The sequence below is a fragment of the Falsirhodobacter xinxiangensis genome (assembly GCF_004959935.1).
Taxonomy (GTDB): Bacteria; Pseudomonadota; Alphaproteobacteria; order Rhodobacterales; family Rhodobacteraceae; genus Falsirhodobacter; species Falsirhodobacter xinxiangensis.
In genome coordinates, this window is the sequence record NZ_SMYN01000001.1 from 328406 (window position 1) to 354209 (window position 25804).

General features: G+C 64.9%; 24 protein-coding genes and 1 tRNA gene. 7 read left to right on the top strand and 18 right to left on the bottom strand.

Going from position 1 to position 25804, the window contains the following annotated elements; translation table 11 throughout:
* Positions 1 to 9 precede the first annotated feature (9 nt).
* Entirely contained in the window at positions 10 to 1155 is a 1146-nt protein-coding gene (locus tag E2K76_RS01685) for a short-chain fatty acyl-CoA regulator family protein (protein WP_136682529.1), read from the bottom strand.
* A 155-nt stretch (positions 1156 to 1310) separates the two neighbouring features.
* On the opposite strand from E2K76_RS01685, the gene E2K76_RS01690 reads away from it, so the two are divergent.
* Positions 1311 to 2894 (top strand): glucan biosynthesis protein, encoded by a 1584-nt coding sequence (locus tag E2K76_RS01690; protein ID WP_246032852.1) that lies wholly within the window; start codon positions 1311 to 1313, stop codon positions 2892 to 2894.
* A gap of 298 nt (positions 2895 to 3192) precedes the next feature.
* Here the strand turns inward: E2K76_RS01690 and E2K76_RS01695 are convergent, their stop codons facing one another.
* The 3 genes from E2K76_RS01695 to E2K76_RS01705 are packed head-to-tail and all read right to left on the bottom strand — an operon-like array spanning position 3193 to position 6626.
* Positions 3193 to 4185 (bottom strand): LLM class flavin-dependent oxidoreductase, encoded by a 993-nt coding sequence (locus tag E2K76_RS01695; RefSeq protein WP_136682531.1) that lies wholly within the window; start codon positions 4183 to 4185, stop codon positions 3193 to 3195.
* Between the two features lie 43 nt (positions 4186 to 4228).
* The gene (locus tag E2K76_RS01700) at positions 4229 to 6088 is read right to left on the bottom strand and encodes a potassium transporter Kup (RefSeq protein ID WP_136682532.1); all 1860 of its coding nucleotides are present in this window, start codon (positions 6086 to 6088) and stop codon (positions 4229 to 4231) included.
* Between the two features lies 1 nt (position 6089).
* The gene (locus tag E2K76_RS01705; RefSeq protein WP_136682533.1) at positions 6090 to 6626 is read right to left on the bottom strand and encodes a DedA family protein; all 537 of its coding nucleotides are present in this window, start codon (positions 6624 to 6626) and stop codon (positions 6090 to 6092) included.
* Positions 6627 to 6795: 169 nt separating this feature from the next.
* On the opposite strand from E2K76_RS01705, the gene accB reads away from it, so the two are divergent.
* Genes accB through aat form a run of 3 tightly spaced genes read left to right on the top strand, consistent with a single transcriptional unit; the run spans position 6796 to position 9249 of the window.
* On the top strand, positions 6796 to 7281 hold the full coding sequence (accB, locus tag E2K76_RS01710) for an acetyl-CoA carboxylase biotin carboxyl carrier protein (protein ID WP_136682534.1): 486 nt from the start codon (positions 6796 to 6798) through the stop codon (positions 7279 to 7281).
* Positions 7282 to 7288: 7 nt separating this feature from the next.
* Positions 7289 to 8635, top strand: coding sequence for an acetyl-CoA carboxylase biotin carboxylase subunit (gene accC, locus E2K76_RS01715; RefSeq protein WP_136682535.1), 1347 nt, complete (start codon positions 7289 to 7291; stop codon positions 8633 to 8635).
* Positions 8611 to 9249, top strand: coding sequence for a leucyl/phenylalanyl-tRNA--protein transferase (gene aat, locus E2K76_RS01720; RefSeq protein WP_136682536.1), 639 nt, complete (start codon positions 8611 to 8613; stop codon positions 9247 to 9249). The genes accC and aat overlap by 25 nt, the downstream gene beginning before the upstream one ends.
* On the opposite strand, the gene E2K76_RS01725 is transcribed toward aat, so the two are convergent.
* The 6 genes from E2K76_RS01725 to E2K76_RS01750 all read right to left on the bottom strand — a co-directional run bounded on the left by E2K76_RS01725 (position 9230) and on the right by E2K76_RS01750 (position 13923).
* A complete protein-coding gene (locus tag E2K76_RS01725) occupies positions 9230 to 9583 on the bottom strand; it encodes a DUF2155 domain-containing protein (protein WP_136682537.1) in 354 nt (117 codons plus the stop codon). The two genes, aat and E2K76_RS01725, sit on opposite strands and share 20 nt — an antisense overlap.
* Positions 9580 to 10056: an outer membrane lipid asymmetry maintenance protein MlaD gene (gene mlaD / locus E2K76_RS01730; RefSeq protein WP_136682538.1), complete on the bottom strand. Its 477-nt coding sequence runs from the start codon at positions 10054 to 10056 to the stop codon at positions 9580 to 9582. Before mlaD ends, E2K76_RS01725 begins: the two co-directional genes overlap by 4 nt.
* Positions 10056 to 10430: an NADH:ubiquinone oxidoreductase subunit NDUFA12 gene (locus E2K76_RS01735; RefSeq protein ID WP_246032862.1), complete on the bottom strand. Its 375-nt coding sequence runs from the start codon at positions 10428 to 10430 to the stop codon at positions 10056 to 10058. Before E2K76_RS01735 ends, mlaD begins: the two co-directional genes overlap by 1 nt.
* Positions 10431 to 10509: 79 nt before the next feature.
* A complete protein-coding gene (gene clpX, locus E2K76_RS01740; protein ID WP_136682539.1) occupies positions 10510 to 11772 on the bottom strand; it encodes an ATP-dependent Clp protease ATP-binding subunit ClpX in 1263 nt (420 codons plus the stop codon).
* A gap of 122 nt (positions 11773 to 11894) precedes the next feature.
* Positions 11895 to 12527 carry an ATP-dependent Clp protease proteolytic subunit gene (locus tag E2K76_RS01745; RefSeq protein WP_136682540.1) on the bottom strand — a complete coding sequence of 211 codons (633 nt, stop codon included), beginning with the start codon at positions 12525 to 12527 and terminating at the stop codon, positions 11895 to 11897.
* An 82-nt stretch (positions 12528 to 12609) separates the two neighbouring features.
* Entirely contained in the window at positions 12610 to 13923 is a 1314-nt protein-coding gene (locus tag E2K76_RS01750) for an ATP-binding protein (protein WP_136682541.1), read from the bottom strand.
* Positions 13924 to 14000: 77 nt separating this feature from the next.
* Between E2K76_RS01750 and E2K76_RS01755 the strand changes: the two genes are divergently transcribed.
* Positions 14001 to 14858: an MBL fold metallo-hydrolase gene (locus E2K76_RS01755; protein WP_136682542.1), complete on the top strand. Its 858-nt coding sequence runs from the start codon at positions 14001 to 14003 to the stop codon at positions 14856 to 14858.
* A gap of 59 nt (positions 14859 to 14917) precedes the next feature.
* Positions 14918 to 14992, top strand: a tRNA-Asn gene (locus tag E2K76_RS01760).
* 274 nt (positions 14993 to 15266) lie between these two features.
* Here the strand turns inward: E2K76_RS01760 and E2K76_RS01765 are convergent.
* The 3 genes from E2K76_RS01765 to E2K76_RS01775 form a co-directional block, all read right to left on the bottom strand.
* Positions 15267 to 18761, bottom strand: coding sequence for a hypothetical protein (locus tag E2K76_RS01765; protein ID WP_136682543.1), 3495 nt, complete (start codon positions 18759 to 18761; stop codon positions 15267 to 15269).
* Between the two features lie 115 nt (positions 18762 to 18876).
* A complete protein-coding gene (locus tag E2K76_RS01770; protein ID WP_136682544.1) occupies positions 18877 to 19428 on the bottom strand; it encodes a L,D-transpeptidase in 552 nt (183 codons plus the stop codon).
* Positions 19429 to 19437: 9 nt separating this feature from the next.
* Positions 19438 to 20487 carry an EscU/YscU/HrcU family type III secretion system export apparatus switch protein gene (locus E2K76_RS01775; RefSeq protein WP_136682545.1) on the bottom strand — a complete coding sequence of 350 codons (1050 nt, stop codon included), beginning with the start codon at positions 20485 to 20487 and terminating at the stop codon, positions 19438 to 19440.
* 29 nt (positions 20488 to 20516) lie between these two features.
* On the opposite strand from E2K76_RS01775, the gene E2K76_RS01780 reads away from it, so the two are divergent.
* The gene (locus E2K76_RS01780; protein ID WP_169053172.1) at positions 20517 to 21278 is read left to right on the top strand and encodes a tetratricopeptide repeat protein; all 762 of its coding nucleotides are present in this window, start codon (positions 20517 to 20519) and stop codon (positions 21276 to 21278) included.
* Positions 21279 to 21280: 2 nt separating this feature from the next.
* On the opposite strand, the gene E2K76_RS01785 is transcribed toward E2K76_RS01780, so the two are convergent.
* Genes E2K76_RS01785 through E2K76_RS01805 form a run of 5 tightly spaced genes read right to left on the bottom strand, consistent with a single transcriptional unit; the run spans position 21281 to position 25803 of the window.
* Entirely contained in the window at positions 21281 to 21676 is a 396-nt protein-coding gene (locus E2K76_RS01785; protein ID WP_181952879.1) for a hypothetical protein, read from the bottom strand.
* Positions 21666 to 22958 carry a type II and III secretion system protein family protein gene (locus E2K76_RS01790; RefSeq protein ID WP_136682547.1) on the bottom strand — a complete coding sequence of 431 codons (1293 nt, stop codon included), beginning with the start codon at positions 22956 to 22958 and terminating at the stop codon, positions 21666 to 21668. Before E2K76_RS01790 ends, E2K76_RS01785 begins: the two co-directional genes overlap by 11 nt.
* A 15-nt stretch (positions 22959 to 22973) precedes the next feature.
* Positions 22974 to 25079 (bottom strand): type III secretion system export apparatus subunit SctV, encoded by a 2106-nt coding sequence (sctV, locus tag E2K76_RS01795; RefSeq protein ID WP_136682548.1) that lies wholly within the window; start codon positions 25077 to 25079, stop codon positions 22974 to 22976.
* Complete coding sequence (sctY, locus tag E2K76_RS01800; RefSeq protein ID WP_136682549.1) at positions 25076 to 25420, bottom strand: type III secretion apparatus assembly chaperone SctY; 345 nt, start codon at positions 25418 to 25420, stop codon at positions 25076 to 25078. The genes sctV and sctY overlap by 4 nt, the downstream gene beginning before the upstream one ends.
* A complete protein-coding gene (locus E2K76_RS01805) occupies positions 25417 to 25803 on the bottom strand; it encodes a hypothetical protein (protein ID WP_136682550.1) in 387 nt (128 codons plus the stop codon). Before E2K76_RS01805 ends, sctY begins: the two co-directional genes overlap by 4 nt.
* Position 25804: the final 1 nt, after the last annotated feature.

The window sequence follows — 25804 nt, forward strand, 5'->3', positions numbered from 1 at the left end:
CGCCCCCCCTCATTCCCGCAGTATCGACGGCTCGCGCCGGGCGATGCAAGGATCGCGCGGGCAGATGCGGCAGGTGGTGCCGACGGCCAGCGCCGGGCCGTCATCGGTGGACGGCTCGATCAGCATCGCCGCCTCGCGCACCTCTGGCCCCGACAACCCCTCGGGCCAGCGGCTTTCGGCAAAGGCGCGGATGCGGAAGCGCCGTTCGGGCATGGCGACCTGGGCCTCGACCGGGCGGCCATGGGCCAGCGCGGCATAAAGCGGCCAGAGCGGACAGGCGGCCCCGAAGCGCGGCAGGTCGAACCCCTCGGCGGGTTTTCGGAATGTCAGCGTGCCCGACGCGTCGCAGATCACCAGCCCCGCCGTCGATCCGGGCCGCAGCGCGTCCCTGAACGCGGCGATCAGCCCCTCGCCCGCGCGCAAACGCCCCAGCCAGCGCAGCGACAGATCGCGGCCTGCCTCGCTCATGCCCGCAAGCTCGGCCCCGGTTGCGCCTTCGACGTGCCAGCCGCGACCCGCCAGCCACGCCTCCATCTCCTCCTGCGGCGAGGCTGCGACGGGGTCGGCGGCGGCGGGGCCGTCCAGATGCGCGGCCAGCGCCTTGGCCCCATCGGCCAGCCTTTCGCTGTCGCCATGCAGGTTGGCCATGAACCGGCCCTGCCATTCGGGCGTCAGATCATCGGTTTCCGCCAGAATCGCCGCCGTGGCCCGGACCGAGGCGACCGCCGACAGCACCTCGTGCAGGCTGTGGCTCAGATGCGGGTCGTGGGTCATCCGGTCATTCAGCGCCGTCACCGCGCGGTCCAGCGCTCCAAGCCTGATATGTTGCGCCGCGACCAGCCCCGCCCAGCCGGGAAAGCGGCCTGCGAAATCCTCCAGCCGGTCGATCTCGGGCGTGGCCATGCCGGATGCGGCGGCGGCGCGCAGATCGTCCAGCACGCGCCCACCCGCGCCTTCGCCCAAGACCCGCGCATCGGTGTCCAGCACCTCGGCCAGCCGCGCCAGCACGTCCGTCGCGACCCGCCGCCGATTATGCTCGATCAGGTTGAGATAGCTGCCCGAGATGCCGACCGCCCGCGCAAGGTCGGATTGCCGCAGGCCCATGGCCAGCCGCCTTTCGCGCACCCGCGTTCCCGTCAGCGCCGTGATCGCCATGGTCTCCCCCCACCGGGCCATTTGAAGCCGCATTTCGGGGCGGGGTAAAGTGCTTCGGTGGCAACATCATGCCGGATGCGACACGTCGGCGCTTGATTTGCGCATGCAGCAAGGACACTTCATCAGGCAAAGAATCCGCACCCATGAGGCCTCACTTGTCCAGAAAACTCCGCCTGTTGGCGGCAACAGCCATGACGTTGCTGGCGACGCCGACATTCGCCCAGACCGCCGCCCCCACCCAAGCGGTCGAGGCCGAACCCTTCGGCCCAGCCGCCGCGTTCAGCTTCGACGCGCTGGCCGAAAAGGCGGCAGAGCTGGCCCGCGCGCCCTATGCCGCAACCCCCGCCACCTATGACAAGGTGCTGGAGGATGTGACCTATACCGAACATTGGAAGATCATGTTCAAACAGGCCAAAAGCCTGATGGTGAACGACTCTCCGGTGCAGTTCTTCCACCTTGGCACCTATTTCCGCCAACCGGTGAAGATTTACGACGTGCAGGACGGACAGGCGCGCGAAGTCGTCTATCACCGCGACTATTTCGACATGCCCGAAGACAGCCCCGCCATGGCGATGGGCGACGACGCGGGCTTTGCCGGGTTCCGCGTGATGCGCCCCGACTTCAAGACCGACTGGATCAGCTTCCTTGGCGGCTCGTATTTCCGCACCGATGGCGCGTTGCACCAATACGGCCAGTCGGCCCGCGCGCTGGCGCTGGATACCGGGCTGGCAACGCCAGAGGAGTTCCCGCGCTTCACCGAATTCTACATCGAACATCCCAAGGAGGGCAGCGAGAGCCTGATCGTCAACGCCCTTCTGGACAGCCCTAGCGTTTCGGGCGCGTATCGCATCGCGATGACGAACGAGGATGGCAAGGGTCAGGTCATGGACGTCCAGTCGCGTCTGTTCTTCCGCGACGGCGTGGAACGTCTGGGCGTCGCGCCGCTGACCTCGATGTTCTGGTATTCCGAAAGCAACCGTTTCGCTTCTGCCGACTGGCGTCCCGAGGTGCATGACACCGACGGCCTGATGATGATCTCGGGCACGGGGGAACAGATCTGGCGTCCGCTGAACAACCCCGACCGCGTCATGGCCTCCAGCTTCGCCGACCAGAACCCGCAGGGCTTCGGGTTGATGCAGCGCGACCGCAACTTCGAAAACTATCAGGATGACGGCGTGCAGTTCCACAAGCGCCCGTCCGTCTGGATCGAGCCGACCTCGGACTGGGGCAACGGCGCGGTGCAGCTGGTCGAACTGCCGACCAATGACGAGGTGTTCGACAACATCGTCGCCTTCTGGAACCCCGAGCAGAAGCCCGAGGCCGGCACCGAGATGCGCTTCGATTACCGCATGCACTGGGGCGTCGATGCGCCGGTCGAAATGCCGCTGGCCCGCACCACGGCCACCCGCATCGGCGAAGGCGGCCACCCGGGCAACCCACGCCCGCTGGATCAGCACAAGCTGCTGGTCGAGTTCACCGGCGAGCCGCTGGAAGGCCTGGGTCTGGACGAAGGCGTCGAGGCCCACATCACCCTGCCCAAAGGCGCGGAACTGGTCGAGGAATACACGACCCCCGTCCAAGGCAAGGACGACACCTGGCGCGTGCAGTTCGACATCAAGACGACCCTGCCCACCGCCGACCTGCGCGTCTATCTGTCGGATGCGGACGGAACCCCGCTGACGGAAACGTGGATGGGCCAGATCCATCCGCAGCAGATCGCCTATTGGCGGCAGCACTGACGCAGCGCCCGGAAGCATGCGTGCTTCCGGGCCATCCACCGTCCGTCATGGCGCGAAGCTGGAAATCCGCCTTTGGCTCCGCCATCCGGTCAGGATCAACTGCGACGCCGTCTTCGGACCGAACTTCCAGATCATATGGTTTGCCCAGATGGGCGGTTTCGAAATCCACGCCGCTTGATCGGCCGTGCAGAAAGATGATCCGGGCCATGCGGGTCTGCTCCCGCATCTCCCCCGATGGTGTCGGAGTTTTTGTGACAGCCGGCGGCACCCCGCCTTGGGGCGCGCCGGTCTTGGCAACCTAGGCTGGCACGGCCTCGGCCAGAACTTCGGCCGCGATGGCGAAACTGCGCTTGCGGGCCTGATGGTCGTGGATCATCCCGGTGATCATCAGCTCGTCCGGGCGATAGCGGTCCAGCAGCGCGCCGATCTCGCGGCGGACCGTGGCGGGCGATCCGGTGGCAGAGACGGACAGCGCCTCCTCGGCTCCGGCAAGGAAGGGGGCGGCGACCACCTCCTCGATGTTCTTCACCGGGCGCGGCAAGCGGCCCGGACGGCCCGAGCGCAGGTTGGCAAACGCCTGCTGCTGCGAGGTGCGCAGGAACCTTGCCTCGTCATCCGTATCGGCGGCAAAGACGTTGGCCGCCAGCATGAAGTAAGGCGCATCGAGGAATTGCGACGGGCGGAAGGTGGAGCGGTAGGTCTCGATCGCCGCCTCCAGCGCCGCGGGCGCGAAATGCGAGGCGAAGCTGTAGGGCAGGCCCAGATAGGCCGCAAGCTGCGCGCCGAACAGGCTGGAGCCAAGAATCCAGACCGGAACCTTGGTCCCCACCCCCGGCACGGCCTGGATGCGCGCATCCAGCGCGGGGTCCTGAAAATACTCGATCAGTTCCACAACATCCTGCGGGAAGGTGTCCGACGCTTCCATATGGCGGCGCAGGGCGCGGGCGGTGCCCATGTCGGTGCCCGGCGCGCGGCCAAGCCCAAGGTCGATGCGTCCCGGATAGAGCGTTGCCAGCGTGCCGAACTGTTCCGCGATCACCAGCGGCGCGTGGTTCGGCAGCATGATGCCCCCTGCGCCCACGCGGATGCGGCTGGTCCCACCCGCCACATGCCCGATCACGACCGAAGTGGCCGCCGACGCGATCCCCGGCATGTTGTGATGTTCGGCCAGCCAATAGCGGTGATAGCCCAGCGCCTCGGCATGGCGGGCAAGGTCCAGCGTATTGGCCAAGGCCTGGGCGGTCGTCTCGCCCTCGGGAACGGGCGACAGGTCGAGCAACGAATATTTCATGGGGAACCCCTTTCCCGCCCGATATATGCGTCCGATCGTTCGGTTAAAGGGTCATCTGCTGACCAAGTGCGATCACCCGGTTCGACGGCATCTTGTAGAAGTCCGTCGCATCCGACGCGGATTTCGTCATTGCGATGAACAGACGCTCGCGCCAGCCCCCGCTTGGCGCCCGGAAAGAGCGGCGGTTGACGAAGAAGGACGTGCTCATGATGTCGAACTTCTCGCCCTCTTTGCGCGCCAGCATCAGCGCCTTGGGCACGTTCGGCGTTTCCATGTAACCGAAGCGGATGCCGATTTTCACGAACCGATCCGACAGCCGTTCGATCTGCACCCGGTTCTGATCGCGCACCCAAGGCGTGTCGGCCACGCGCACCGTCACGATGAAATTCTGCTGATGCAGGACGTGGTTGTGCTTCAGGTTGTGCATCAAGGCAGGCGGCGCGACATCGGGATCCGAGGTCAGGAACACCGCCGTTCCGGGCGCCTCCAGCGGGTGGGATTTCTCCAGCATCCCGATCAGGCTGGTCAGCCGCAGCGATCCGGTCCGGGCCTTTTCCATCACATGGGCCGTGCCGCGCACCCAGACCCACATCAGCAGGCAGACGATCGCCGCGATCAGGATCGGGACATAGCCGCCGTCATGGATCTTGGCGGCGTTGGCGGTCAGGAACAAAAGCTCCACGATCAGGATCGGGACCATGACCCCGATGACCGCCGCCAGCGGCCATTTCCAGCCCAGCCGGAACAGCACGATCGACAGGATCGAGGTGATGACCATGTCGCCCGTCACCGCGATCCCATAGGCGCTGGCAAGGTTGGACGAGCTGCCGAAGACCAGCACCAGCACCATCACCCCTGCCGCCAGCACCATGTTGACCTTGGGCACATAGATCTGCCCGACCTGCGTTTCCGAGGTGTGCTGAATCTCCAACCGGGGCAGCAGACCCATCTGCACTGCCTGCTGCACCATGGAGAACGCCCCCGAGATCACGGCTTGCGAGGCGATGACCGTGGCGCAGGTGGCCAGCACGACCAAGGGCGCCAACGCCCAGGGCGGGGCCATCAGAAAGAACGGGTTCGCCGCCATTTCGGGATGGGCCAGCACCGCCGCACCCTGCCCCAGATAGGACAGCGCCAGCGCCGGGAAGACGAAACAGACCCATGCGATGCGGATCGGACGGCGGCCGAAATGGCCCATATCGGCATAAAGCGCCTCGCCCCCGGTCACGGCCAGAAACACCAGCCCCATGACCGACAGGGCGCCCGTCCCGTTTTCCCACAGATACAGCAGCGCGTGCCACGGATTGAGCGCGGTCAGGATCGCCGGATCGTCGCCGATATGTAGCAGCCCGTTGATCGCCATTACCCCGAACCAGACCATCATGATCGGCCCGAAGAAGATCGACACCCGCCCCGTGCCCTTGTTCTGCACGAAGAACAGCCCCGCGATGATCGCCAGCGTCAGCGGGATGACATAGCGCGAGAAGTCGGGCGAGATCAGCGCCATCCCCTCGACCGCCGACAGAACCGACATGGCCGGGGTGATCATCGCATCGCCGAAGAACAGCGATATGCCGACGACGCCCAGCGCCAGAACCCAGCCCGGACGGCGGCCCAGCGCGCGTTGGACCAAGGCCACCAGCGACAGCGTCCCGCCCTCGCCCCGGTTGTCGGCGCGCATGACCAGCAGCACGTATTTCAGCGACACGATCAGCACGATCGTCCACAGCAGGAGCGAGATGATGCCGATCACGTCCGACCGGACTAGCCCGTCCTTGCTGGCGGCATGAAGCGATTCCCGAAGCGCATAAAGCGGGCTGGTGCCGATGTCGCCATAGACGACGCCCAGCGATCCAAGGATCAGCTTCCAGCCCGGCGCGTGCGTTCCCTGCTCGCTTTGCATGTCACCCTGCGATCATGTTCCACAGCCAGCTTACGACATTCCCGCCAATCTCGCCCGATTTCGGCACTGCGAAGGCCCATGCGATCGCGCCGATTATGTTCCAGCCGATGAATCGGCGGAACGGCATTCGCGCGATCCCGGCCAGAAGGAAGACGACGGCACGCAGGGGGCCGAAGAAATGCCCGATCAAAAGCGCGGCCCCGCCCCATTTGGCAAAGGCACCGCGGCCCTTTTCGGCCAGCTCGGGCTCTTTGTTCATGGGCCATTGGCGCAGAATCCAGTCGCCGTAATGCCGCCCCAGCCACCAGCTGGTGCAGGACCCGATGATCGCGCCGGTGGAGGCACCCTGCCAGATCGGCATGAACTCCACCTCTCCGGTCGCGACCAGCGCACCGACGCCCACGAGGATCGCGGTCGAGGGGATCAGGATCGAGATGATCGGCATCGTTTCCGCCAGCGCGAAGAACAGTGCGATCCAGAAGGCCCATTCGCGGTTCGCCTCGACGAAATCGAGGATGCTGTCGATCAGGTTTTCCACGCAGGCTCCTTCATGCGGCTGAGGGTTTTGGTAGCCGCGCCGCGCCGGTCGCGCAAGCGGCTGATTTGAACGCTTTCCCTTGCTGGACCTGTGGCGTATAAACCCGGGCAATCGCGCAAGGGCGCAAACCGTGATCAACAGGCCGAATGGCCGGACCCTCGAGGATGGCATGAGCAAACAATCTTCCGACACCGACGTCGCCTTCATCCAGGCGCTGGCTGAACTTCTGAACGCCAACGACCTGACGGAACTGTCGGTGAAACGCGAATATGCCGAGGATGACAGCCTCGAAGTGCGCGTGGTCAAACAGGCCAACATCGTCACGACGCAGATCGCGGCAGCGCCGGTCGCCGTGGCCGCAGCGCCCACGGCAGCCGCAGCGGCAGCCGCCCCCGCCGCGATCGAAGACCCGGCCCAGCATCCGGGCGCGGTCACGTCGCCCATGGTCGGGACCGCCTATCTTGCGCCCGAACCCGGCGCTGCGACCTTCGTTTCGGTCGGTCAGGCCGTGACCGAAGGCCAGACCCTGATGATCATCGAAGCGATGAAGACGATGAACCACATCCCCGCGCCCCGCGCCGGGACGGTGAAGCGCATCCTGATCGCCGACGGCACCCCGGTGGAATACGGCGCACCCCTGATGATCGTGGAGTGATCCCGCGATGTTCACAAAGATCCTGATCGCGAACCGGGGCGAGATCGCCCTTCGCGTCATCCGCGCCTGCCGCGAGATGGGCATCACCTCGGTCGCGGTGCATTCCACCGCCGACAGCGATGCGATGCATGTCCGCATGGCCGACGAATCCGTCTGCATCGGCCCGGCGTCATCGTCGGAAAGCTATCTCAAGAAATCGGCAATCATTTCCGCCTGCGAGATCACGGGGGCCGAAGCGGTCCATCCGGGCTATGGCTTCCTGTCGGAAAACGCCGGTTTCGCACAGGCGCTGGCCGATCACGACATCACCTTCATCGGCCCGACTGCGGAACATATCCGCATCATGGGCGACAAGATCACCGCCAAGGAAACCGCCAAGGCGCTGGGCATCCCGGTCGTTCCGGGATCGGATGGTGGCGTTCCGGATTACGAGACGGCACTGAAGGTCGCGACCGAGATCGGCTTTCCGGTCATCATCAAGGCGACCGCCGGTGGTGGCGGGCGCGGGATGAAGACCGCGCTGACCCCGGCCGATCTGGAGGTTGCCTTCCGCACCGCGCGGTCCGAGGCGAAGGCCGCTTTCGGCAATGACGAAGTCTATATGGAGAAATACCTCCAACGGCCGCGTCACATCGAGATTCAGGTCTTCGGCGATGGCAAGGGCAACGCGGTCCATCTGGGCGAGCGGGACTGCTCGCTTCAACGCCGCCACCAGAAGGTGTTCGAAGAAGCGCCCGGCCCGGTCATCACCCCGGCCCTGCGCGCGGAAATCGGCAAGATCTGCGCCGACGCCGTGGCCAAGATCAACTACATCGGCGCCGGGACCATCGAGTTCCTGTATGAAGACGGCAAGTTCTATTTCATCGAAATGAACACCCGTCTTCAGGTCGAACATCCGGTGACCGAGGCGATCTATGGCGTGGACCTCGTCCGCGAACAAATCCGCGTCGCGGCGGGTCTGCCGATGAGCTTCACGCAGGACGAGCTGGAACTGAACGGCCACGCGATCGAGGTTCGGATCAACGCCGAACGTCTGCCGAATTTCGCCCCCTGCCCCGGCAAGGTGAAGGTGTTCCACGCCCCCGGCGGTCTGGGCGTGCGGATGGATTCGGCGCTGTATGGCGGCTATTCGATCCCGCCCTATTACGACAGCCTGATCGGCAAGCTGATCGTCCACGGGCGCGACCGGCCCGAGGCGTTGGCCCGCCTGCACCGCGCGCTGGGCGAGTTGATCGTGGATGGTGTCGACACCACCGTGCCGCTGTTCCACGCCCTTCTGGCCGAGCCGGACATCCAGAACGGTGAATACAACATTCACTGGCTGGAAAAATGGCTGGCGGCGCAGTTCGGCTGACACCGGAGCTGCTGCTGCGCGCCTATGCCGCCGGGATATTCCCGATGGGCGAAGGCCGCGACTCCCCCCGCATCGACTGGATCGATCCCGTCATGCGGGGGATCATGCCGCTGGACGGATTGCGGCTGTCTCGGTCGCTCCGGGCCAGCATTCGGCGCAAGGATTATGAAATCCGCATCAACCATGATTTCGTCGGCACCGTGCAGAATTGCGCCGCGCGGGACGAGACGTGGATCAACGACCAGATCATCTCTCTTTATGCCGCGCTGCACCGGGCCGGTCACGCCCATTCGGTCGAGGTTTGGGACGGAGAGATGATCGGCGGGCTTTACGGCGTTTCGCTGGGTGGCGCGTTCTTTGGCGAAAGCATGTTTTCGCGCCGAACGGATGCGTCGAAGATCGCGCTGGCATGGCAGGTGCATCGGCTGCGCGCGGGGGGATTCACCCTGCTGGACACGCAATTCCTGACGCCGCATCTGCAATCACTGGGCGGGGTCGAGGTCACGCGGGCGGAATATCACGCAATGCTGGCGCTGGCGCTGGAGGTTCGCGCAGATTTCCTACCCGAAGGCTATGCGCCGGACCCGCTTGCCGTCAGCCAGCAGCGCAGCTGAGCACCCAGACATCGTAACGCGGGTGGTCCAGCGCCGAGATCGCCGGGCTGGAGGCGATCATCCAGCCGGAAAAGTTCGGCGCATTCGCCCGGCTGTCCTGAATGGTGACATGGGCAAACGCGTCCGAAGCGGGATCTGCCACCGGATAGCGGCATTCGTCCAACCGGATCGTCAGAAAGCCCTGGGTCAGCGACTGGCCGTTGGAAAGCTCCAGATCGCCCGTCGCGCCGGTGACCTTATCCAGCCAGCGCAGGGTGCCGCCCGGTGCGACAGCGGCCTCCTGTGCGAAGACAGGCGCCGCCGAGAGCAGCAGGGCGATCAGCGCCGCCTTCATGGCGCGGGTGCGGATGCGGGTTCGTCACTGCCGGACTGCCCGCCGACGAAGGCCATCAGCAGTGAAATCAGGCTGACCGAACCCTGCGTATCCTCGATCTCCTGCCCCGGTTCGAGGTTTTCAAGCGCCCCGCCCGGTTGGATTTCGACGAAATTGCCGCCAAGCAACCCCTCGGACGAAATCAGCAGCGAGGAATCGGTCGGGATCAGGATGCCGTCACGAACCGAAACGGTCGCATCGGCCATATAGGTTTCCGGGTTCAGCGCGAGGCTGGTGACAGTGCCGACCTTGACGCCCGCCAGCCGCACATCGGTGCCGACGCTGATGCCATCCGCAGTGCGGAAGCTGCCGGTCAAGGGGTAGCTGCCGCCGCCCGCGCCGAAGCCCGCCGAATGACCGGCATAGAGCAGAAAGCCGACCGCTGCGGCCAGCACCGCGGCGCCGGCAAGAACTTCTGTGCTGTTTTCAGACATTATTCCGGCTGCCATGCCTCGTAATCCCGACGAGCCGGGGGCGCTGCCCGCAGCAGCGATCCTGCGGGGACATAGGCCGCGGGGGTGCCGGTCAGGTTTTCCTGATGCGGTTTCTCCCACGGCTTGTGAACCAGCGGCTTCACGGTCGGTGGCTCGTCCCAAGTGTGGTGCAACCAGCCGTGCCAGCTGGGGTCGATCCGGCTTGCCTCGGATTCGCCATTGAAGATGACCCAGCGGCGTTTCTTGTCCGCCGTCTGATAGAAGACGTTGCCTTGGTCATCCTCGCCAACCTTCTGGCCGTGGCGCCAGGTGAAGACCTGCGTGTTGATCGTCTGGCTGTTCCACCAGGTCGCCATGCGTTTGAGGAAATAGATCAAGACACGTCCTCCGAGGGGTTCCGGCACCCCGTATCGCAAATGAAACGCCCGAGGTCCAGCCCCGGGCGATCACGTATCAGCTTGCCGAAGCGGGCTCTTTCTTCTTTTCTGCATGGACCAGAAGCGGCTTGGTGCCCTTGGTCACGGCTTCTTCGTTCACCACGACCTCCTCGATCCCGTCGAGGCCGGGAAGTTCGAACATGGTGTCCAGAAGGATGTCTTCCATGATCGACCGCAGCCCGCGCGCGCCGGTCTTGCGTTTGATCGCGCGCTTGGCGATCGCAGACAGCGCATCGTCGGTGAAGGTCAGGTTCACGCCTTCGATGTCGAACAGACGCTGGTATTGCTTGACCAGAGCGTTCTTCGGCTCGGTCAGGATGGTCACCAGCGCAGATTCGTCCAGATCGGTCAGGGTCGCGATCACCGGCAGACGGCCGACGAATTCCGGGATCAGGCCGAATTTCAGCAGGTCTTCCGGCTCCAGTTCCGAGAACAGCTCGCCCACGCCGCGGCCGTCCGGGTCCTTGACGTCGGCACCGAAGCCGATTCCCGACCCTTTGCCGCGCTGCGCGATGATCTTCTCAAGACCGGCGAAGGCGCCGCCGCAGATGAACAGGATGTTCGTCGTATCCACCTGCAGGAATTCCTGCTGCGGATGCTTGCGCCCGCCCTGCGGCGGAACCGAAGCGACGGTGCCTTCCATGATCTTCAGCAGCGCCTGTTGCACCCCCTCGCCCGACACGTCGCGGGTGATCGAGGGATTGTCGGACTTGCGCGTGATCTTGTCCACCTCGTCGATATAGACGATGCCGCGCTGGGCGCGTTCGACGTTGTATTCCGACGCCTGAAGCAGTTTCAGGATGATGTTTTCCACATCCTCGCCCACGTAGCCGGCTTCGGTCAGCGTGGTCGCATCAGCCATCGTGAAGGGCACATCCAGAATCCGTGCCAGCGTCTGGGCGAGCAGCGTCTTGCCGCAGCCGGTCGGGCCGATCAGCAGGATGTTCGACTTCGAAAGCTCGATATCCGTCTTGGATGAATGGTTCAGCCGTTTGTAGTGGTTGTGAACCGCGACCGACAGAACCCGTTTCGCATGGATCTGGCCGATGACGTAATCGTCCAGCACCTTGCAGATTTCCTTCGGCGTCGGAACGCCATCGGTGGATTTCAGCCCGGTCGTCTTGGTTTCTTCACGGATGATGTCCATGCAGAGTTCGACGCATTCGTCGCAGATGAACACCGTGGGGCCAGCGATCAGCTTGCGCACCTCGTGCTGGCTCTTGCCACAGAACGAGCAGTAGAGCGTGTTCTTGCTGTCGGAGCCTGAATTGTTCGCCATCGTCGTCCTCTGGGAAGCACCCGGCCCGGAGGCCGGAACATTAAGAGTCAAGTCTAGGCCAAGCACCCGGCCATCACAATCGCAAAACGCCCCGGCGGCATCGGGCCGCCGGGGGCCGCCTTTTATTTCGTCGTGTCTTCGGCCTTGCCGCGGCTTTCGACGATCTCGTCGATCAGGCCCCAGGCCTTGGCATCTTCTGCCGACATGAAATTGTCACGCTCAAGCGCGGCTTCAACCGTCTCATAGTCATTGCCGGTATGACGGACATAGATTTCGTTCAGGCGGCGCTTCAGCTTTTCCGTCTCGCGCGCGTGGATCATGATGTCCGTCGCCTGACCCTGATACCCGCCCGACGGCTGGTGGACCATGACGCGGCTGTTCGGAAGCGAGAAGCGCATCCCCTTCTCGCCCGCCGTCAGCAGCAGGGAACCCATCGAGGCTGCCTGACCGATGACCAGCGTCGAAACCTTCGGCTTGATGTATTGCATCGTGTCATAGATCGACAGGCCCGAGGTCACGACGCCGCCGGGGCTGTTGATATACATGCTGATCTCCTTGGACGGGTTTTCCGCCTCCAGGAACAGCAGCTGCGCGCAGATCAGCGACGACATTCCGTCATGCACCGGGCCGGACAGGAAGATGATCCGCTCCTTCAGCATGCGCGAGAAGATGTCATAGGCGCGTTCGCCCCGGCTGGTCTGCTCGACCACCATCGGGACCAGGGTGTTCATGTAGGTATCGATCGGGTCTTTCATCTGCGCCTGCCTGTTGCTGTGCGAACTTCGTAACGACGAGGGATTGCCAGAGTCTTAGTCATGCGTTCCGCCAGCCGCAAGGTCACCGGGCCAAGACGATTTCCGCCTTCAGCCCGCCAAGCGTCTCGCTTTCGCCCAGACGAAGCTGTCCGCCATGGCTGCGGGCGATGTCGGCGGCGATGGAAAGGCCAAGACCGACCCCCCCGCCCTTGTTCGGATTGCGTTCCGATTCCAGCCGGGTGAACGGGCGCATCGCCTCCTCGCGCCGCTCCTTGGGGATGCCGGGGCCGTCATCCTCGACGGTGAAGCGGATGTTGCGCTCGGTCAGGGCAAGGCTCACCTCGGCCCGTTTGCCATAGCGGACGGCGTTGCCGATCAGGTTGTCCAGCGCCCGCGCCACGGCCTGCGGGCGCAGCGGCACCTCGCCCGGATCGGCCAATTCGCCAAGGGTCACATCCTGCCCCATCCGCTGCGCATTCTCGACCGCGCGGCGGACGATGGCGACGGGATCGACCGGCTCCACCGCCTCCATCGCATCGCCGCGGGAAAACGACAGAAACTCGTCCACCAGCCGCTCCATGTCCTGCACGTCGCGCAGAAGATCGCGCGCGTCGTCCTCGTCCATCATCGCCAGTTCCAGCTTCATCCGGGTCAGGGGTGTCCGCAGATCGTGGCTGACGCCCGACAGCATCAGCGTGCGCTGTTCGATCTGCCGCTCGATCCGGTTCCGCATTTCGAGGAAAGCCGCCCCCGCCGCCCGCACCTCCAGCGCGCCGCGCGGGCGATAGGTGACGTGGCGGCCCTTGCCGAAGGCATCGGCGGCCTCGGCCAGCTTGGCGATCGGGCGCAACTGATTCGACAGGAACAGATAGGCGATCACTGTCATCAGAAGCGAGGTCACGATCATCAGCACCAGAAGCTGATGCGGGTTTGACGCCGACATGCGCCGCCGGTCCACATCGACCTCCATCGGCCCGTGCGCCGTCTGCAGCCCGATGATGACCGCGCGACGGTCGGCCTGAAGGTCGATGCCGCCGATCTCGGGCAGCCCCTCGCGCAACGCGGAAATCAGCGCCCGGCCAGACAGGTCCCAGAAATCGCGGTGATCCCCCTCCACCGGCACCGGGGCGGGAAAGATGATGTCCAGATCCAGCCCCTGCCCGATCTCGATGGCGCGGTCGCTGGCGTCGGTGGCGTCTTGGGCACGGGCGATCTCGTCCAGAAGATAGCTCAGCTCGATCTCCACCCCGCCGGCCATCTGGCGCGTGACGCCTTCGTAATGGCGCTGGATGAACTGAAGCGCGAAAACCAGCTGGATCGTCAGGATCGGAACGATCAGGATCAGCGCGGCGCGGCCATAGAGGCTTCGGGGAAGGACGGTGCGGGAATGTGCCATGAGGCGACCTTAGCCGCCTGCCGCCCATGTAAAAACCCCCATCGACACGGGCCCGCCCCGGCGCGATAGTCGCGGGCATGAAGACGCTCCCTCCCCCCTCCTTCGCACCGGGCGTGGCCATCGAGGTCGAACCCGGTCTTCGCCGAATCCTCGCCCCCAATCCCGGCCCGATGACCCTGTGGGGCACCAACACCTACCTCGTCGGCAACAAAGAGGTCGCGCTGGTCGATCCCGGCCCGGATATGGAGGAGCATCTGACAGCGATTCTGGCGGCGCTCGGCCCGGACGAGAGGATCGCGCAGATCATCGTCAGCCACGCGCACAAGGACCACCTTGGCCTTGCCGAACGGCTGAAGGAAGCCACCCGGGCGCCGATCCTCGGCTGGCAAGCGGTGGACGCGCCGTTCCGCCCCGACATCGCGCTGGTGGACGGCCAGATCCTGCAAGGCCCCGACTGGCAGTTGGAAGTGATTCACACCCCCGGCCACACCGACGACCAAGTGTGCCTCGGCTTCCGCGACACCTGCCTGACCGCCGATCACGTGATGGGGTGGTCGAGTTCCGTCATCATCCCTCCGCGCGGCGACGTGGCCGACTACATCACCTCGCTTGAAAAGCTGGCGGCCCGCCCCTGGCGCCGCCTGCATTCCGCCCATGGCGATCCGATGGAGGACCCGGCCGAACGGCTCGCCTATCTCATCCGCCATCGCATCGCGCGCGAAGAATCGATCGTCAAAGCCCTGCGCCGCCGCCCGATGACGCTGGAGGCCCTTGTCTCGCAACTTTACGCAACCACCCCCCGCACCCTGCACGGAGCCGCCACCCGCAACGTCGAGGCCCACCTCATCCACCTCCTCCGCACCCGTCGGGTGTCATTGGACGAGGCATCTTCCTGCTACGAAACCATCCATGACGAACTTTCTTCATCCGGATGAAAAAATCGCAACAACCCCTCTGGACACCCCCAGCGAGCATGGCTAATAAGCCCCTGTGTTCCGGCGTAGCTCAGCGGTAGAGCAGTTGACTGTTAATCAATTGGTCGTAGGTTCGATCCCTACCGCCGGAGCCAGAGATCTTCCAAATCTCTGAGAATAAACGAAAAAGCGGCCCCGCAAGGGCCGCTTTTCGCATTTGGGCACAGACACAAAACTGGGCACATTGCCGCGCGGAGTCGCACTCTTCTATCGTCCGCCGCCGACGGCATCCCTACTATTTTCAAGATCGGCTCGAATCCCGAAATCCGAGCCTTCAACTCTCGAAAGCCTCATCCACGCGCCCGAAGATCGCTGACGCCTGCGGCGCGGCATCATCAGGATGCGCGCCGCCGACAGGTCGTGTTCGGATCAGGACGTTCCGCCCTGCCCTTCCATGTCGGTGTTCAGGTTATCGCCGTCGCCTGCGTAGTCTTCGTGGTTGTCCTCGTCCAGCCCGAAGCCCGAGCTGAACTGGCCGCGTTCCTCCGCCTTCTGCCCCTGATCGCCGTTCCAGTAGTTGATGAAGTGATCCACCTCATCGGCACGATATTCGAAGACGCTGATGCCGTCCGGCGCGTCGCGCTGGCCATAGCTTTCCATATAGGCGTCGAGGAAGCGGAAGTTGTCCAGACCGTTCTCCGTCAGCAGGCCTTGGGTTTCAAGCTGCTTGAAGAAGTCCTGCATATCGTCGCGATAGGTGTTGATCTGGTTGGTTTTCTTGACGTCGTTGATGATGTCCGGGATCAGCGTTGCGATCGACAGCACGGCCGAGATCAGGAAGGACGGTGCAGCCGCCGCCTTGACGAATTGCAACCCCTTCAGCAGCCCGAGGCCCGAGGCCGCGCCGCCCACGACGCCGAAGCCCCCCGCCGCGACCTGAATCGCGCCCTTGGCCGTCGTCGTGTCGTCGCCCGAGGCGAGGCCCTTCTTGATGGTCAGCGCGCCGATCGCGATGTCGGCGGCACCGGCGAAGGTGTCTGCCCCCGCGCTGGCGATCAATAGGGCAGCGGAAGCCCCCTTGTGCCATTTGCTGGCCTGGTTGCCGTCGGCATCCACGATGCCCGGACGGGTGTTGTAGCCATCCTGGACCGAGTTGATCAGCTTTTCGGGGTCCTCGACCTCGAACTTGCTGAGCTTTTCCTTGTAGCTGTCGCTTTTGGACGACGCATCGAGCGCCTCGCTGAAGGCGTTGCGGAAGCCTTCGTAGCTGTTGTTCGGGCCGGCGGGTGTCGGCGCCTGCGGCTTGCCCAGCAGATCGTTCAGCGTCGCATCCAGCCCCAGAAGCGACGAGGACGCTTTCTTCTGCGCCTTCATCTCGTCGATTTCGGCTTGCGTCCTGATCTCACGGTTCTCGTTTTCCCGCTCGCTGGCGGGGGCGTCTTCCGAGACGTATTTCTTGTCGATCTCGGCGTGGTGGTCGATGACGCTCTTGTTGTGCTCGCCGATGATGTAGTTGCCCAGATCGGCGAAATGCTTGCCCGCGCCGACGAAGCTGACGAAGTCCTTGGCGATGGCCAGACGTTCCTCGGTCGTGTCGGCCAGCGTGCCGCCCTTGCCCGCAAGCTGATAGATGCCCGAGGCCAACGACACGACACCGCCCAGCGAGCCGATCACGCCCGCCTTTGTCATCTCCTCGAAGAAGCCGCGGATCGTGCCGCTTTGCAGGCCCTCGTATTTGCCGTTGCCGATGATCTTTTCGACATCCTTGGTGGTGACGGTGCCGGTTTGCGAATATTTCGCGCCGATCTCCTGCAGGGCCTTGCTGAATTCGGCATTGGTCTTCTTGTCGCCAAGGATGCCTTCCAGCGCCTTTTGCATTTCCGCCGCGCGACGGCCCAGATCCAGACCGCCCTTCTTGATCAGCGTCAGCAGAATCTTTCCCGCATCGGAACCGGCAAGGGTCAGGTTCTCCTCGCTGATCTTCGACGGATCGGCCATGAGCTCGTTGAGCTCCATCGTCATGGTGTCGATCTGCATGTTCTGTGCGAACTTGGCGGCGGCTTCGGGATCGGCGGCCAGAAGCGAGGTATAGGTCGCGGCGATGTCGTCCTCGGCCACCTGCTTCTTCTCGGGGTCGAGCGAGAGTTCCTGGATGTATTTGGCGTATTCAGGGCTTTCGGCCATCTTCTTCAGGTCTTCGACGATCTTGTCGCCCCCCTCGACCTTGCCAAGCGCAGTCTTGCGGGCGGCGGCGATATCCTTGCCGACGGCCTCGGAGTTCATCAGCGCGGCGATCTGCTCGTCTACCTTGGCGCCGTCGATGACGCCTTCCATGTCCTTGCCGGTGACCGCGCCGGTCGTCACGCCCTGGCTGATGCTGAGCGTGTACATCTGTGCGCCATTGTCGATGAAGGCCCCTGCCTTCATCGCGTTATACAGCTTCGCCCGGTCGTCATCGGCCTTGATGGACCCGTCATCCATCCCCTTCTTCCAGTCGGCCATCACCTGCTGCCAGGCGGCCTCGGTCACGGTCAGGTTCTTGCCGTCGGTGCCTTTTTCGGTGGTGGTCAGGTTGGCGATGTCCTGTTCCGTCATCGGCGGCAGGCCTGCTTCCTCGCGCGCGGCATTGACGGCATCGGCGCGGGCCTTTTCTGCCTTGGCGTCCATCTCGGGGGTGATGGTGTCGGCCATCTCGCCCTTCAGCGCCTTGAAGCCGTATTTGCCAAAGTCCTGAAGCCGCCCGGCTTCGGTGTTGTTCTCGGCCTCGCCGCTTTTGGTGAAACCGTTGATCTTGCCGTCGCTGGTGTTGCCGGTGGAATTGCCGGTCGCGTCATAGGTCTCGATATGTTTCAGAACCTGCGAGGCGCGGAAGGCGGCATCGGCGTCGGTCTCGAAATCGCCGACCTGTTCCTTCAGCATGTCCTTGACGTCCGACTGGTTGCCAAGGTTCTTCAGCAGCGGATCGCCGTTGATGATCTCCTCGGCGCTGCGGGTGTCGCCTTCGGGGCGGACCCAGTGGATGCCCAGCGCCTCGGCCCTGGCCTTGGCGTCCTTGTCGTCGCCCGCGCCCTCGGCGCTGCCGATCTCGCCTTTCAGATGGCTGAAGCCGTATTTCCCGAAATCCTGAAGCCGCCCGGCCTCGGTGCCGTTGTCCGCCTCGCCGCTTTTGCGGAAGCCGTTGATCTCGCCGTTGCCGATGTCGTTGCCGGCGATGCGCTTGCCGTCGCTGTCGTAATTCTCGACGTGATACAGAACCTGCGCGGCGCGGTGGGCGGCGTTGGGATCATTCTCGAAATCGCCGACGCGCTCTTTCAGCATCTCCTTGACGTTGCTTTGATTGCCAAGGTTCTTCAGCAGCGGGTTCTTGTCGATGATCTCCTGCGCCGTGCTCTTGTCGCCTTCGGGCAGTTCCCATTCGATGCCCAGCGCCTCGGCCTCCTTGCGGGCTTCCGGGTCTTCGGCGGCGGTTTCGATATGCTGCAATTCGCCGTTCAGATGGCCGAAACCGTATTTGCCGAAATCCTGAAGCCGCCCGGCCTCGGTGCCATGATCGGCCTGCCCGCTCTTGCGGAAGCCGTTCACCTCGCCGTTGCCCATGTCACCGCCGAGGATGGTCTTGCCGTCCTGCTCGAACCGTTCGATGTGCTCCAGCACCTGCACCGCGCGGAAGGTGGCATCGGCATCCTCGCCGATCTTGCCGCCGACGCGCTTTTCAAGCGAATCCCGCACGCCCGACTGGTTGCCAAGGTTCTTCAGAAGATCGCTTTCCTCCAATATCGTCTTGGCGTCGCGCGTATCACCCTCGGGGCGTTCCCACAGAATTCCCGCCTCTTTCGCATCCGCCTTGGCCTGTTCCCATGCGGCAGTGTTGTCCAGATCGACGGATTTGGGATCGACGGGGGACGAGGGCGTGACGTTGGACATGAGAACGAACCTTTCGGGATTTCAGTCGCAGGGTTAGCGAAGGGTTAACGGTCGCAGTGTGACCTGCGTATGACGCTTTGGGCTTGATAAGGCGGGGATTTCCGCCGACCTGCGATCAGAACACCCGAACGCGCGCCCCGATCCGCACGCGCGGATAAAGGTCGATCACATCGGTATTCGTCATGCGGAAACAGCCCGAAGATGCCGCATCGCCCACCGTCTCCGGCTCGTTCGAGCCGTGGATGCGGTAAAGCGTCTGCCCCAGATACAGCGCGCGCGCCCCCATCGGATTGCCCGGCCCGCCCGGCACAAAGGCGGGCAGATCGGGACGGCGGGCGCGCATGTCGGCGGGCGGGCGCCAGTCGGGCCATTCACGTTTCGCGCTGACCGTCTCGGTTCCGAACCAGCCGAAGCCCTCGGCCCCCACGCCGACCTGATAGCTTCGGGCGACGCCTTCCGGCTCGATCAGGTAAAGGCGGCGGGCCTGCGTATCGATCAGGATGGTCCCGGGCGCCTCGGTGGTATGCAGCGCGATGCGCGCCTGAGTGCTCCGGTCGCCCTGCCCCGGCGCGCGGCCCATCGGGCCCAGCAGGAAATCGACATATTCGTCGGCCCGCAACGGCAGGGGCGCAAGGATCAGACCGGCCAGAAATCCGCGACGCAACATGGGGCTTCCTCAGATCAGCTTGGCGGCGACAAGGATGTCGGCCACGGGTTGGAAATGGGCGGCGGGCACCGGCTCGCCGTTGCGGGCGGCGCGGGCGATGGCACCGGCCAGCGCCGCATTGGCGACGACGGGAATGCGCATCCCCCGCGCCTGCTGGATCAGCCCCGCCGAGGTCTCCGGCCCCGCGCGGCACACGATCACCGGCACCGACGTCTCGCCACGGATGTAGCGGATGCCGATCGCCCACCCATCCGCCGTGCCGACCAGCATCGAGGCGCGGTCGATCCCCGTCTTCGTCCCGTGCGCCTGCAATTCGCGGCGCTGCTGACGGCGCTGCTGCTGGATGGCCGGGTCGCCCTCGGCATCCTTGCGTTCGCGTTTCAACTCGCTCCGGCTCATCTTCATGTCGCGCTTGAACAGCCATTGCTGGACCAGCACGTCGACGCTGCCCACGGCAAGGAACACGACGATCGCAGTGACGACCAGCGGGTGCAGAATCCCCTCGAAACTGGCGCGGATGCAGGACGGCCCGCAGGATGACGACAGCAGCAGCGGCTGGATGCCCGCGCGGAACACGATGACGAAGGCCGCCGCCAGAACGGTGATCTTGAACAGCGCCTTCAGGAACTCGACCACGCTGCGCATCGAGAAGATGCGCTTCGCGCCGCTGACCGGGTTGATCTTCTCGAACTTCGGCGACAGCGGCTCGGTGGAAAAGATGAAGCCGCCCATCACCGCCAGATTGGTCGCGACCACCGCCGCCAGTGTCGTCAGGAACAGCGGCACCGCCAGCCCCATCAGGATCGCCGTCGCATGGGCGCGCAGCTCGGGCCACAGCACCGCGAAAGGTTCGGCATGAACCCGCCGCGCGACAAGGTGGAACAGCGCCTCGGCGCGGGTGGTCTGCGCGTCGATGGAGAACACCAGCCACACCACCGCGACCAGAAGCACCATCCCCGTGGTCAGATCCGGGCTTTTGGCGATCTGCCCTTTTTCGCGGGCATCGCGCAGCTTCTTGTCCGATGCGGGAAGGTTGCGTTCCTCGGTTGCGCCGCTCATACATGGCCCCGAATGTCAAAGGTGAGACGATGCAAGGTAAAGTTCTGGCGACGCTGGCTGCCCTGACCCTGACGGCCTGCGCAGGCGGCCCGGCAAGCGACGAGGCGCGGATGATCAAGCTGGCCGACGATCTGAACGCACGGGGCGATGCCGAAAGCGCCGCGACCCTTTATGAACGCGCCGCCGCCACGTCGAAGGACACGGTCGGCGCCTATACCCGCCTTGGCAATTCGCTGATGGCGGCGGGGCAGCCCGAACGCGCCGCCGCCGCCTTCCGCACGGCGCTGAATGCCGACGCGGACGATGGCGAGGCACTGCTGGGTCTTGGCACCGCGCAGCTTCAGGCCGACCAGACCGAAAGCGCCGCGCGCACGCTGGCCGCCGCCGCGCCCAAGGTCCAGACCAGCGCCGCCTACAACCGCCTTGGGACCGCGCTGATCCTGACCGGAAATGCCGCGCAGGCCGAGGACGCTTTCCGCGACGCGGCCGAGATCGAACCGATGAACCTCGACACCCAGTCCAACATCGCGCTGGCCGAAGCCATCGGCGGCAGGGGTGCCGCCTCCATCGAAACCGCCCGCGCCAACACCGTGTCCGTCCGGGCCGAGGCGCGCCATTTCCGCAACCTGATGCTGGTCATGGTGCTGGCCGGACAGGACGCGCAGGCCGCCGCCGTGAAGATCCCCGACTATCCCGAGGCCGACAAACGCGCCTTTCTGGCCGAGGCGCGCAAGATCCGCGCCATCGCCTCGCCCGCAGGCAAGGCGCGGGCCATCGGGCTTCTGGGCTGACATCACTCGATCGGCTGGCGGGTCGTGGTCAGCGTCTCGCCCGAAAGCGGCTCGGGTTCGGGCTGCGTCCCGTCGATCACCCGCCGCGCGGCGCGGGCGGCGGGCGCCGCCATCGCGGGGCCGGTCGTGCGCCCGCGCATCAGATCGCCCTGGTTCGCCGCCATCAGTTGCAGGTTCAGATTGTTTGCGCAGCCCGAGGGCAGATACATCGCATCCGCCTGCACATCGGGCGTGACGCAGGCATCGGGCAGCATCGCCGCGCGGGTGTCATAGCCCTTGCGGATCACCCCCGCCTGCCCGCCGGTATAGTGATAGTTCGGCGAATAGGGCAGCGGCTCCTGCGGCGGATTGCACCCAGCCAGAACGATCACTGCCAGAAAAGCGCGCTTACTGGACATAGAAGCCATACCCCGCATTGACCTTGGGCCGCGACGCGACCGGAGAGGAGATCGCCCCGCGCGGGCTGTCCAGCGGCGTCTTCAGCGACCGCTCCGACACCGGCTCCACCAGATAGGGGGTGATGAGGATGACAAGCTCCGTCTCGCTGCGCTGGAAGCGGCTGGAACGGAACAGCTGCCCAAGGATCGGGACGTCACCCAGAAGCGGCACCTTGTTCACCTGCTGGGCGGCATCGCGCTGGAACAGGCCCGCGATGGCGAAGGTCTGGCCGCTTCCGACCTCGACCGTGGTATCGGCGCGGCGCACCTGCAGGGACGGCACGGTCAGGCCCGCGATCTCGACCACGCCCGACCCGGCAAGGCTGCTGACCTCGGGGCGCACACGCATCGACACGCGGCCATTGGGCAGCATCGTCGGCGTGAACAGAAGCGACACGCCGAACTGCTTGTATTCGATCCCCACCTGATCGCCCCCGACCGGAACCGGCACCGGAACCTCGCCCCCGGCAAGGAAGCTGGCGGTTTCGCCAGTGACGGCGGTGATGTTCGGCTCGGCCAGAATGGTCAGCACGCCGTTCTGTTGCAGCGCGTCCAGCAGCACGTCCACGCGGCCGCCGTCCCAGCTATGCCCCGCATAGCCGAGGTTCCCGCCACGCGCGTTCCCCAGCCCGGTCACCAGCCCGAAATTGAACGACCCGCCCCCGTCGAACACGCCCCAGCTGATGCCGTATTGCAGAAGCTGGCTGCGCGAGACTTCGGCGAACCGAACCCGGATGTTCACCTGGTTCGGCCCCGACATGGTGGAATTGTTGAAGACCGGCCCATCCGGCGCGGCATAGCTTTCCAGCGTGTCGGCGGTGTCGACCGCCTCGGACAGCGAGCTTGCATTGCCGCTGGCCGACGGGGCATCGCCGAACATGCGCAGGCTGATCGTGCTGGTGGGCTGCACCGACCGCTGGCGTTCGGCCAGGGGGCGCGCATCCTCGGTCACGCTCAGCTCCACGCTGCCGACGGTCACGCCATCGGCGTTCAGCGCCATCATGTCGGTGATCCCGATCTCCAGCGCATGGGCATAGACCACCTGCGGCGAAATCACCCGCACATCGGCAATCGTGGCATCGGCAAGGAACACATCCGACACGGGCTGGTCGAAGCGGATGATCCGACCCTCGCCCATGTGCATCCGCAGCGTCTCGCCGTAACGGGCGTCCACGGTCTGCGCCGTGGCGGCAAGGCCCGTAATCAGCAGCAGGGCCAGGGCCATGCCTATCAATCGTCTCATTCCGTCGTCATTCCTTCATGCCGTATCCAGCCGCGCCGGAGCCCTGCGCGCGGCAAGGTTGATCGGCGAAAGCGATTGCACCGAGTAATCCGGCGCGATTTCCTGATAGGACAGCACCGCCATGTCGATCCCGTGACGCAGCAGGAACTGGCGCAGCGGCAGGCGCAGGTCCATCGCGGTCAAAAGGACCGAAGGCATCGTGCCCTCCTCGCGGCGCACCTGTTCCAGAAGCGCGCGGCCCGGACCTTCGGCCAGCTGCAGGCTGGGGCCGATGCCGGTCTGCTTGACGGCGCTGCGCAATCCTTCCTCGGTCACGCGGGTGGTGACATGGGCGGCGATCACCCGGTTCATCTGCGCGTGCCGGTGGCAGATCTGCCGCGCCAGCGCCGCGCGCACCCGTTCGGTCAGCGATGCCGTATCCGCATCGCGCGGCGCCCATTCCACCAACGCCTCCAGAATGGCGCGCATGTTGGAAATCGGCACGTCTTCTTCCACCAACCTGCGCAGGATGTCGGACAGACGGTTCAGCGGCACGACACGCCCGACCTCGCGCACCAACTCGCCGTATTCGCCCTCCATCCGGGTCAGCATCTCGCGGGTTTCCTGGATGCCGATGAAATGCGCGGCATAGCGGCGAAGCGACTGGCCAAGGCACAGGTTAAGCACCGTCGCGGCGTCATATGTCCCGACCCCGGCCTGATCCAACGCCTCCTGATGGTGATCTTCGATCCATGTGCTGCGCGCATCGCCGATCATCGCGGGACCGTGGCGATAGGAAATCTCCATCAGGTCCAGATGCATCGCATCGTCGTTCAGCATCAGCATTTCAGGCGGGATCTCTCCCTCGCCGATCGGCACGTCATCAAGGTCGATCTGGAAGCGGTCGGCGGGCATCTCGGGCTTCATGCGCAATTCCACGGCGGGGAAGTCGAGCCCCAGATCGGCATGAAGCTGCGCGCGCAGCCCGTTGGTGTCGCGACGGAAGCGGTCGGACCAGACCGCCTGCCCCAGCGTGGGGCCGACATTGACCACGACCTTGTGCCGGGCCGAGCCGTCGGACAGGATCGTGCCGTCGCTCTCCACCTCGGCGGGCAGGTCTTCGGGCTCGGGCTCGATCACCGGCTCCGGCTGGGGGGGCGCGACGCGGCGGCGCACGGCCATGCCCATGCCCGCGAACAAGGCCGCCAGCGCAAGGAAGATCAGCGTCGGGAACCCCGGCACCAGCGCCCCGCCCAGCAAGACGGCTGCAGCCAGAAACAGCGGCTTGTCCGACGAGCCGAGCTGGCTGAAGATCTCGGTCCCCAGATCGCGGTTCGCATCGCTGGCGACCCGCGTCACCACCGTCCCCGCCGCAAGCGAGATCAGCAGCGCCGGGATCTGCGCGATCAACCCGTCGCCCACGGTCAGCAGGGAATAGGTGCGCCCGGCCTCGGCGAATGTCATGCCGTGGTTGATCATCCCCACGACCAGCCCGCCGATCAGGTTGACGAAGACGATGATCAACCCGGTGATCGCATCGCCCTTCACGAACTTCATCGCGCCGTCCATAGCGCCGTAAAGCTGGCTTTCGCGTTCCAGCGCCGAACGGCGGCCCCGCGCCTCCATCGCGTCGATGTCGCCATTGCGCATGTCGGCGTCGATGGACATCTGCTTGCCCGGCATCGCGTCCAGCGTGAAACGGGCGGCAACCTCGGCCACACGCTCGGCGCCCTTGGTGATGACGATGAACTGCGCGGCGGTGATAATCAGGAACACGATCAGCCCGACGATCACCTCGCCCCCGATCACGAAATTGCCGAAGGTTTCGACGATATGGCCCGCATCGGCCTGCAGAAGGATCAGCCGCGTCGTGGTGATCGACAGTGCCAGCCGGAACAGGGTCGCCAGCAGGATGATCGACGGCAGCGCCGAAAAATCCGACGGCCGCCCGATATAGAACGCCACCACCAGCACCAGAAGCGACAGCGAGATATTCACCGCGATCAGCGTATCGACAAGCATCGTCGGCAGCGGGATGACCATCATCACGACCGCAAGGATCATGAAGGTCATCACGATGATGTCCGACCGTTGCGAGGCCATCCGCGCCAGCCGGTTCAATCCGCCCAGCACCCGGTTCATGCCGCGTTCCTTTGCGCGACATAGGCGGCGAAGCAGCGTTTCGCCTCGGCCTCGTCGCCCATCATCCACAGGGCACGCGCGCGCAGCAGGGTCGCCGCCTCTCCGCGGTCGGGTTCCAGTTCCGCCAGCCGGTTCAGCGCCGCAAGCGCGCGCTGCGACGATCCGTTCTCGATCAGGGCCGCCGTCAGGGTGCGCAGGATGCCCGTGTTCTCCGGCTCTACCTGATTTGCCAGAAGCAGCATCACAAGCGCCCGCCGCGCCCGCCCGCCTTTGAGATAGAGATAGCCGAGCGAATGCAGCAGATCGGCGCTGTCGCCACGATCGCGGGTCGAGGGTTTCATGCAGGGGACCCTTCGCCGATGCGGTCCTGAATCTCGCGCTGGCTTTCGACCTCCTCGCGCAGCATCGCCTCTGTGATGTCCAGAACGTCCTGCGGCATGTCCAGATGCGGCAGGATCTGTTCGATCACATGGGACAGAAGATCGCTCATCCGGCCGGCGGCGAATATGCCGGGATCGGCGATCTCGGGCATGGTCAGGCGTTCGATCTCGTCGCGCAGCGAATTGCGGCCCGCAGCCTTGCCGCGCCGGCTTTGGCGCAGGATGGATTCGAACGCCGCGATCTGGGCGCGGGTGGCGGCATCGGCGCTTTGCCCCGCCGTGACCAGCGCGGAATCAAGGCGCTGGCGGTCGGGGCCGGACATGTGGCGGGAAATTCGGCTCATT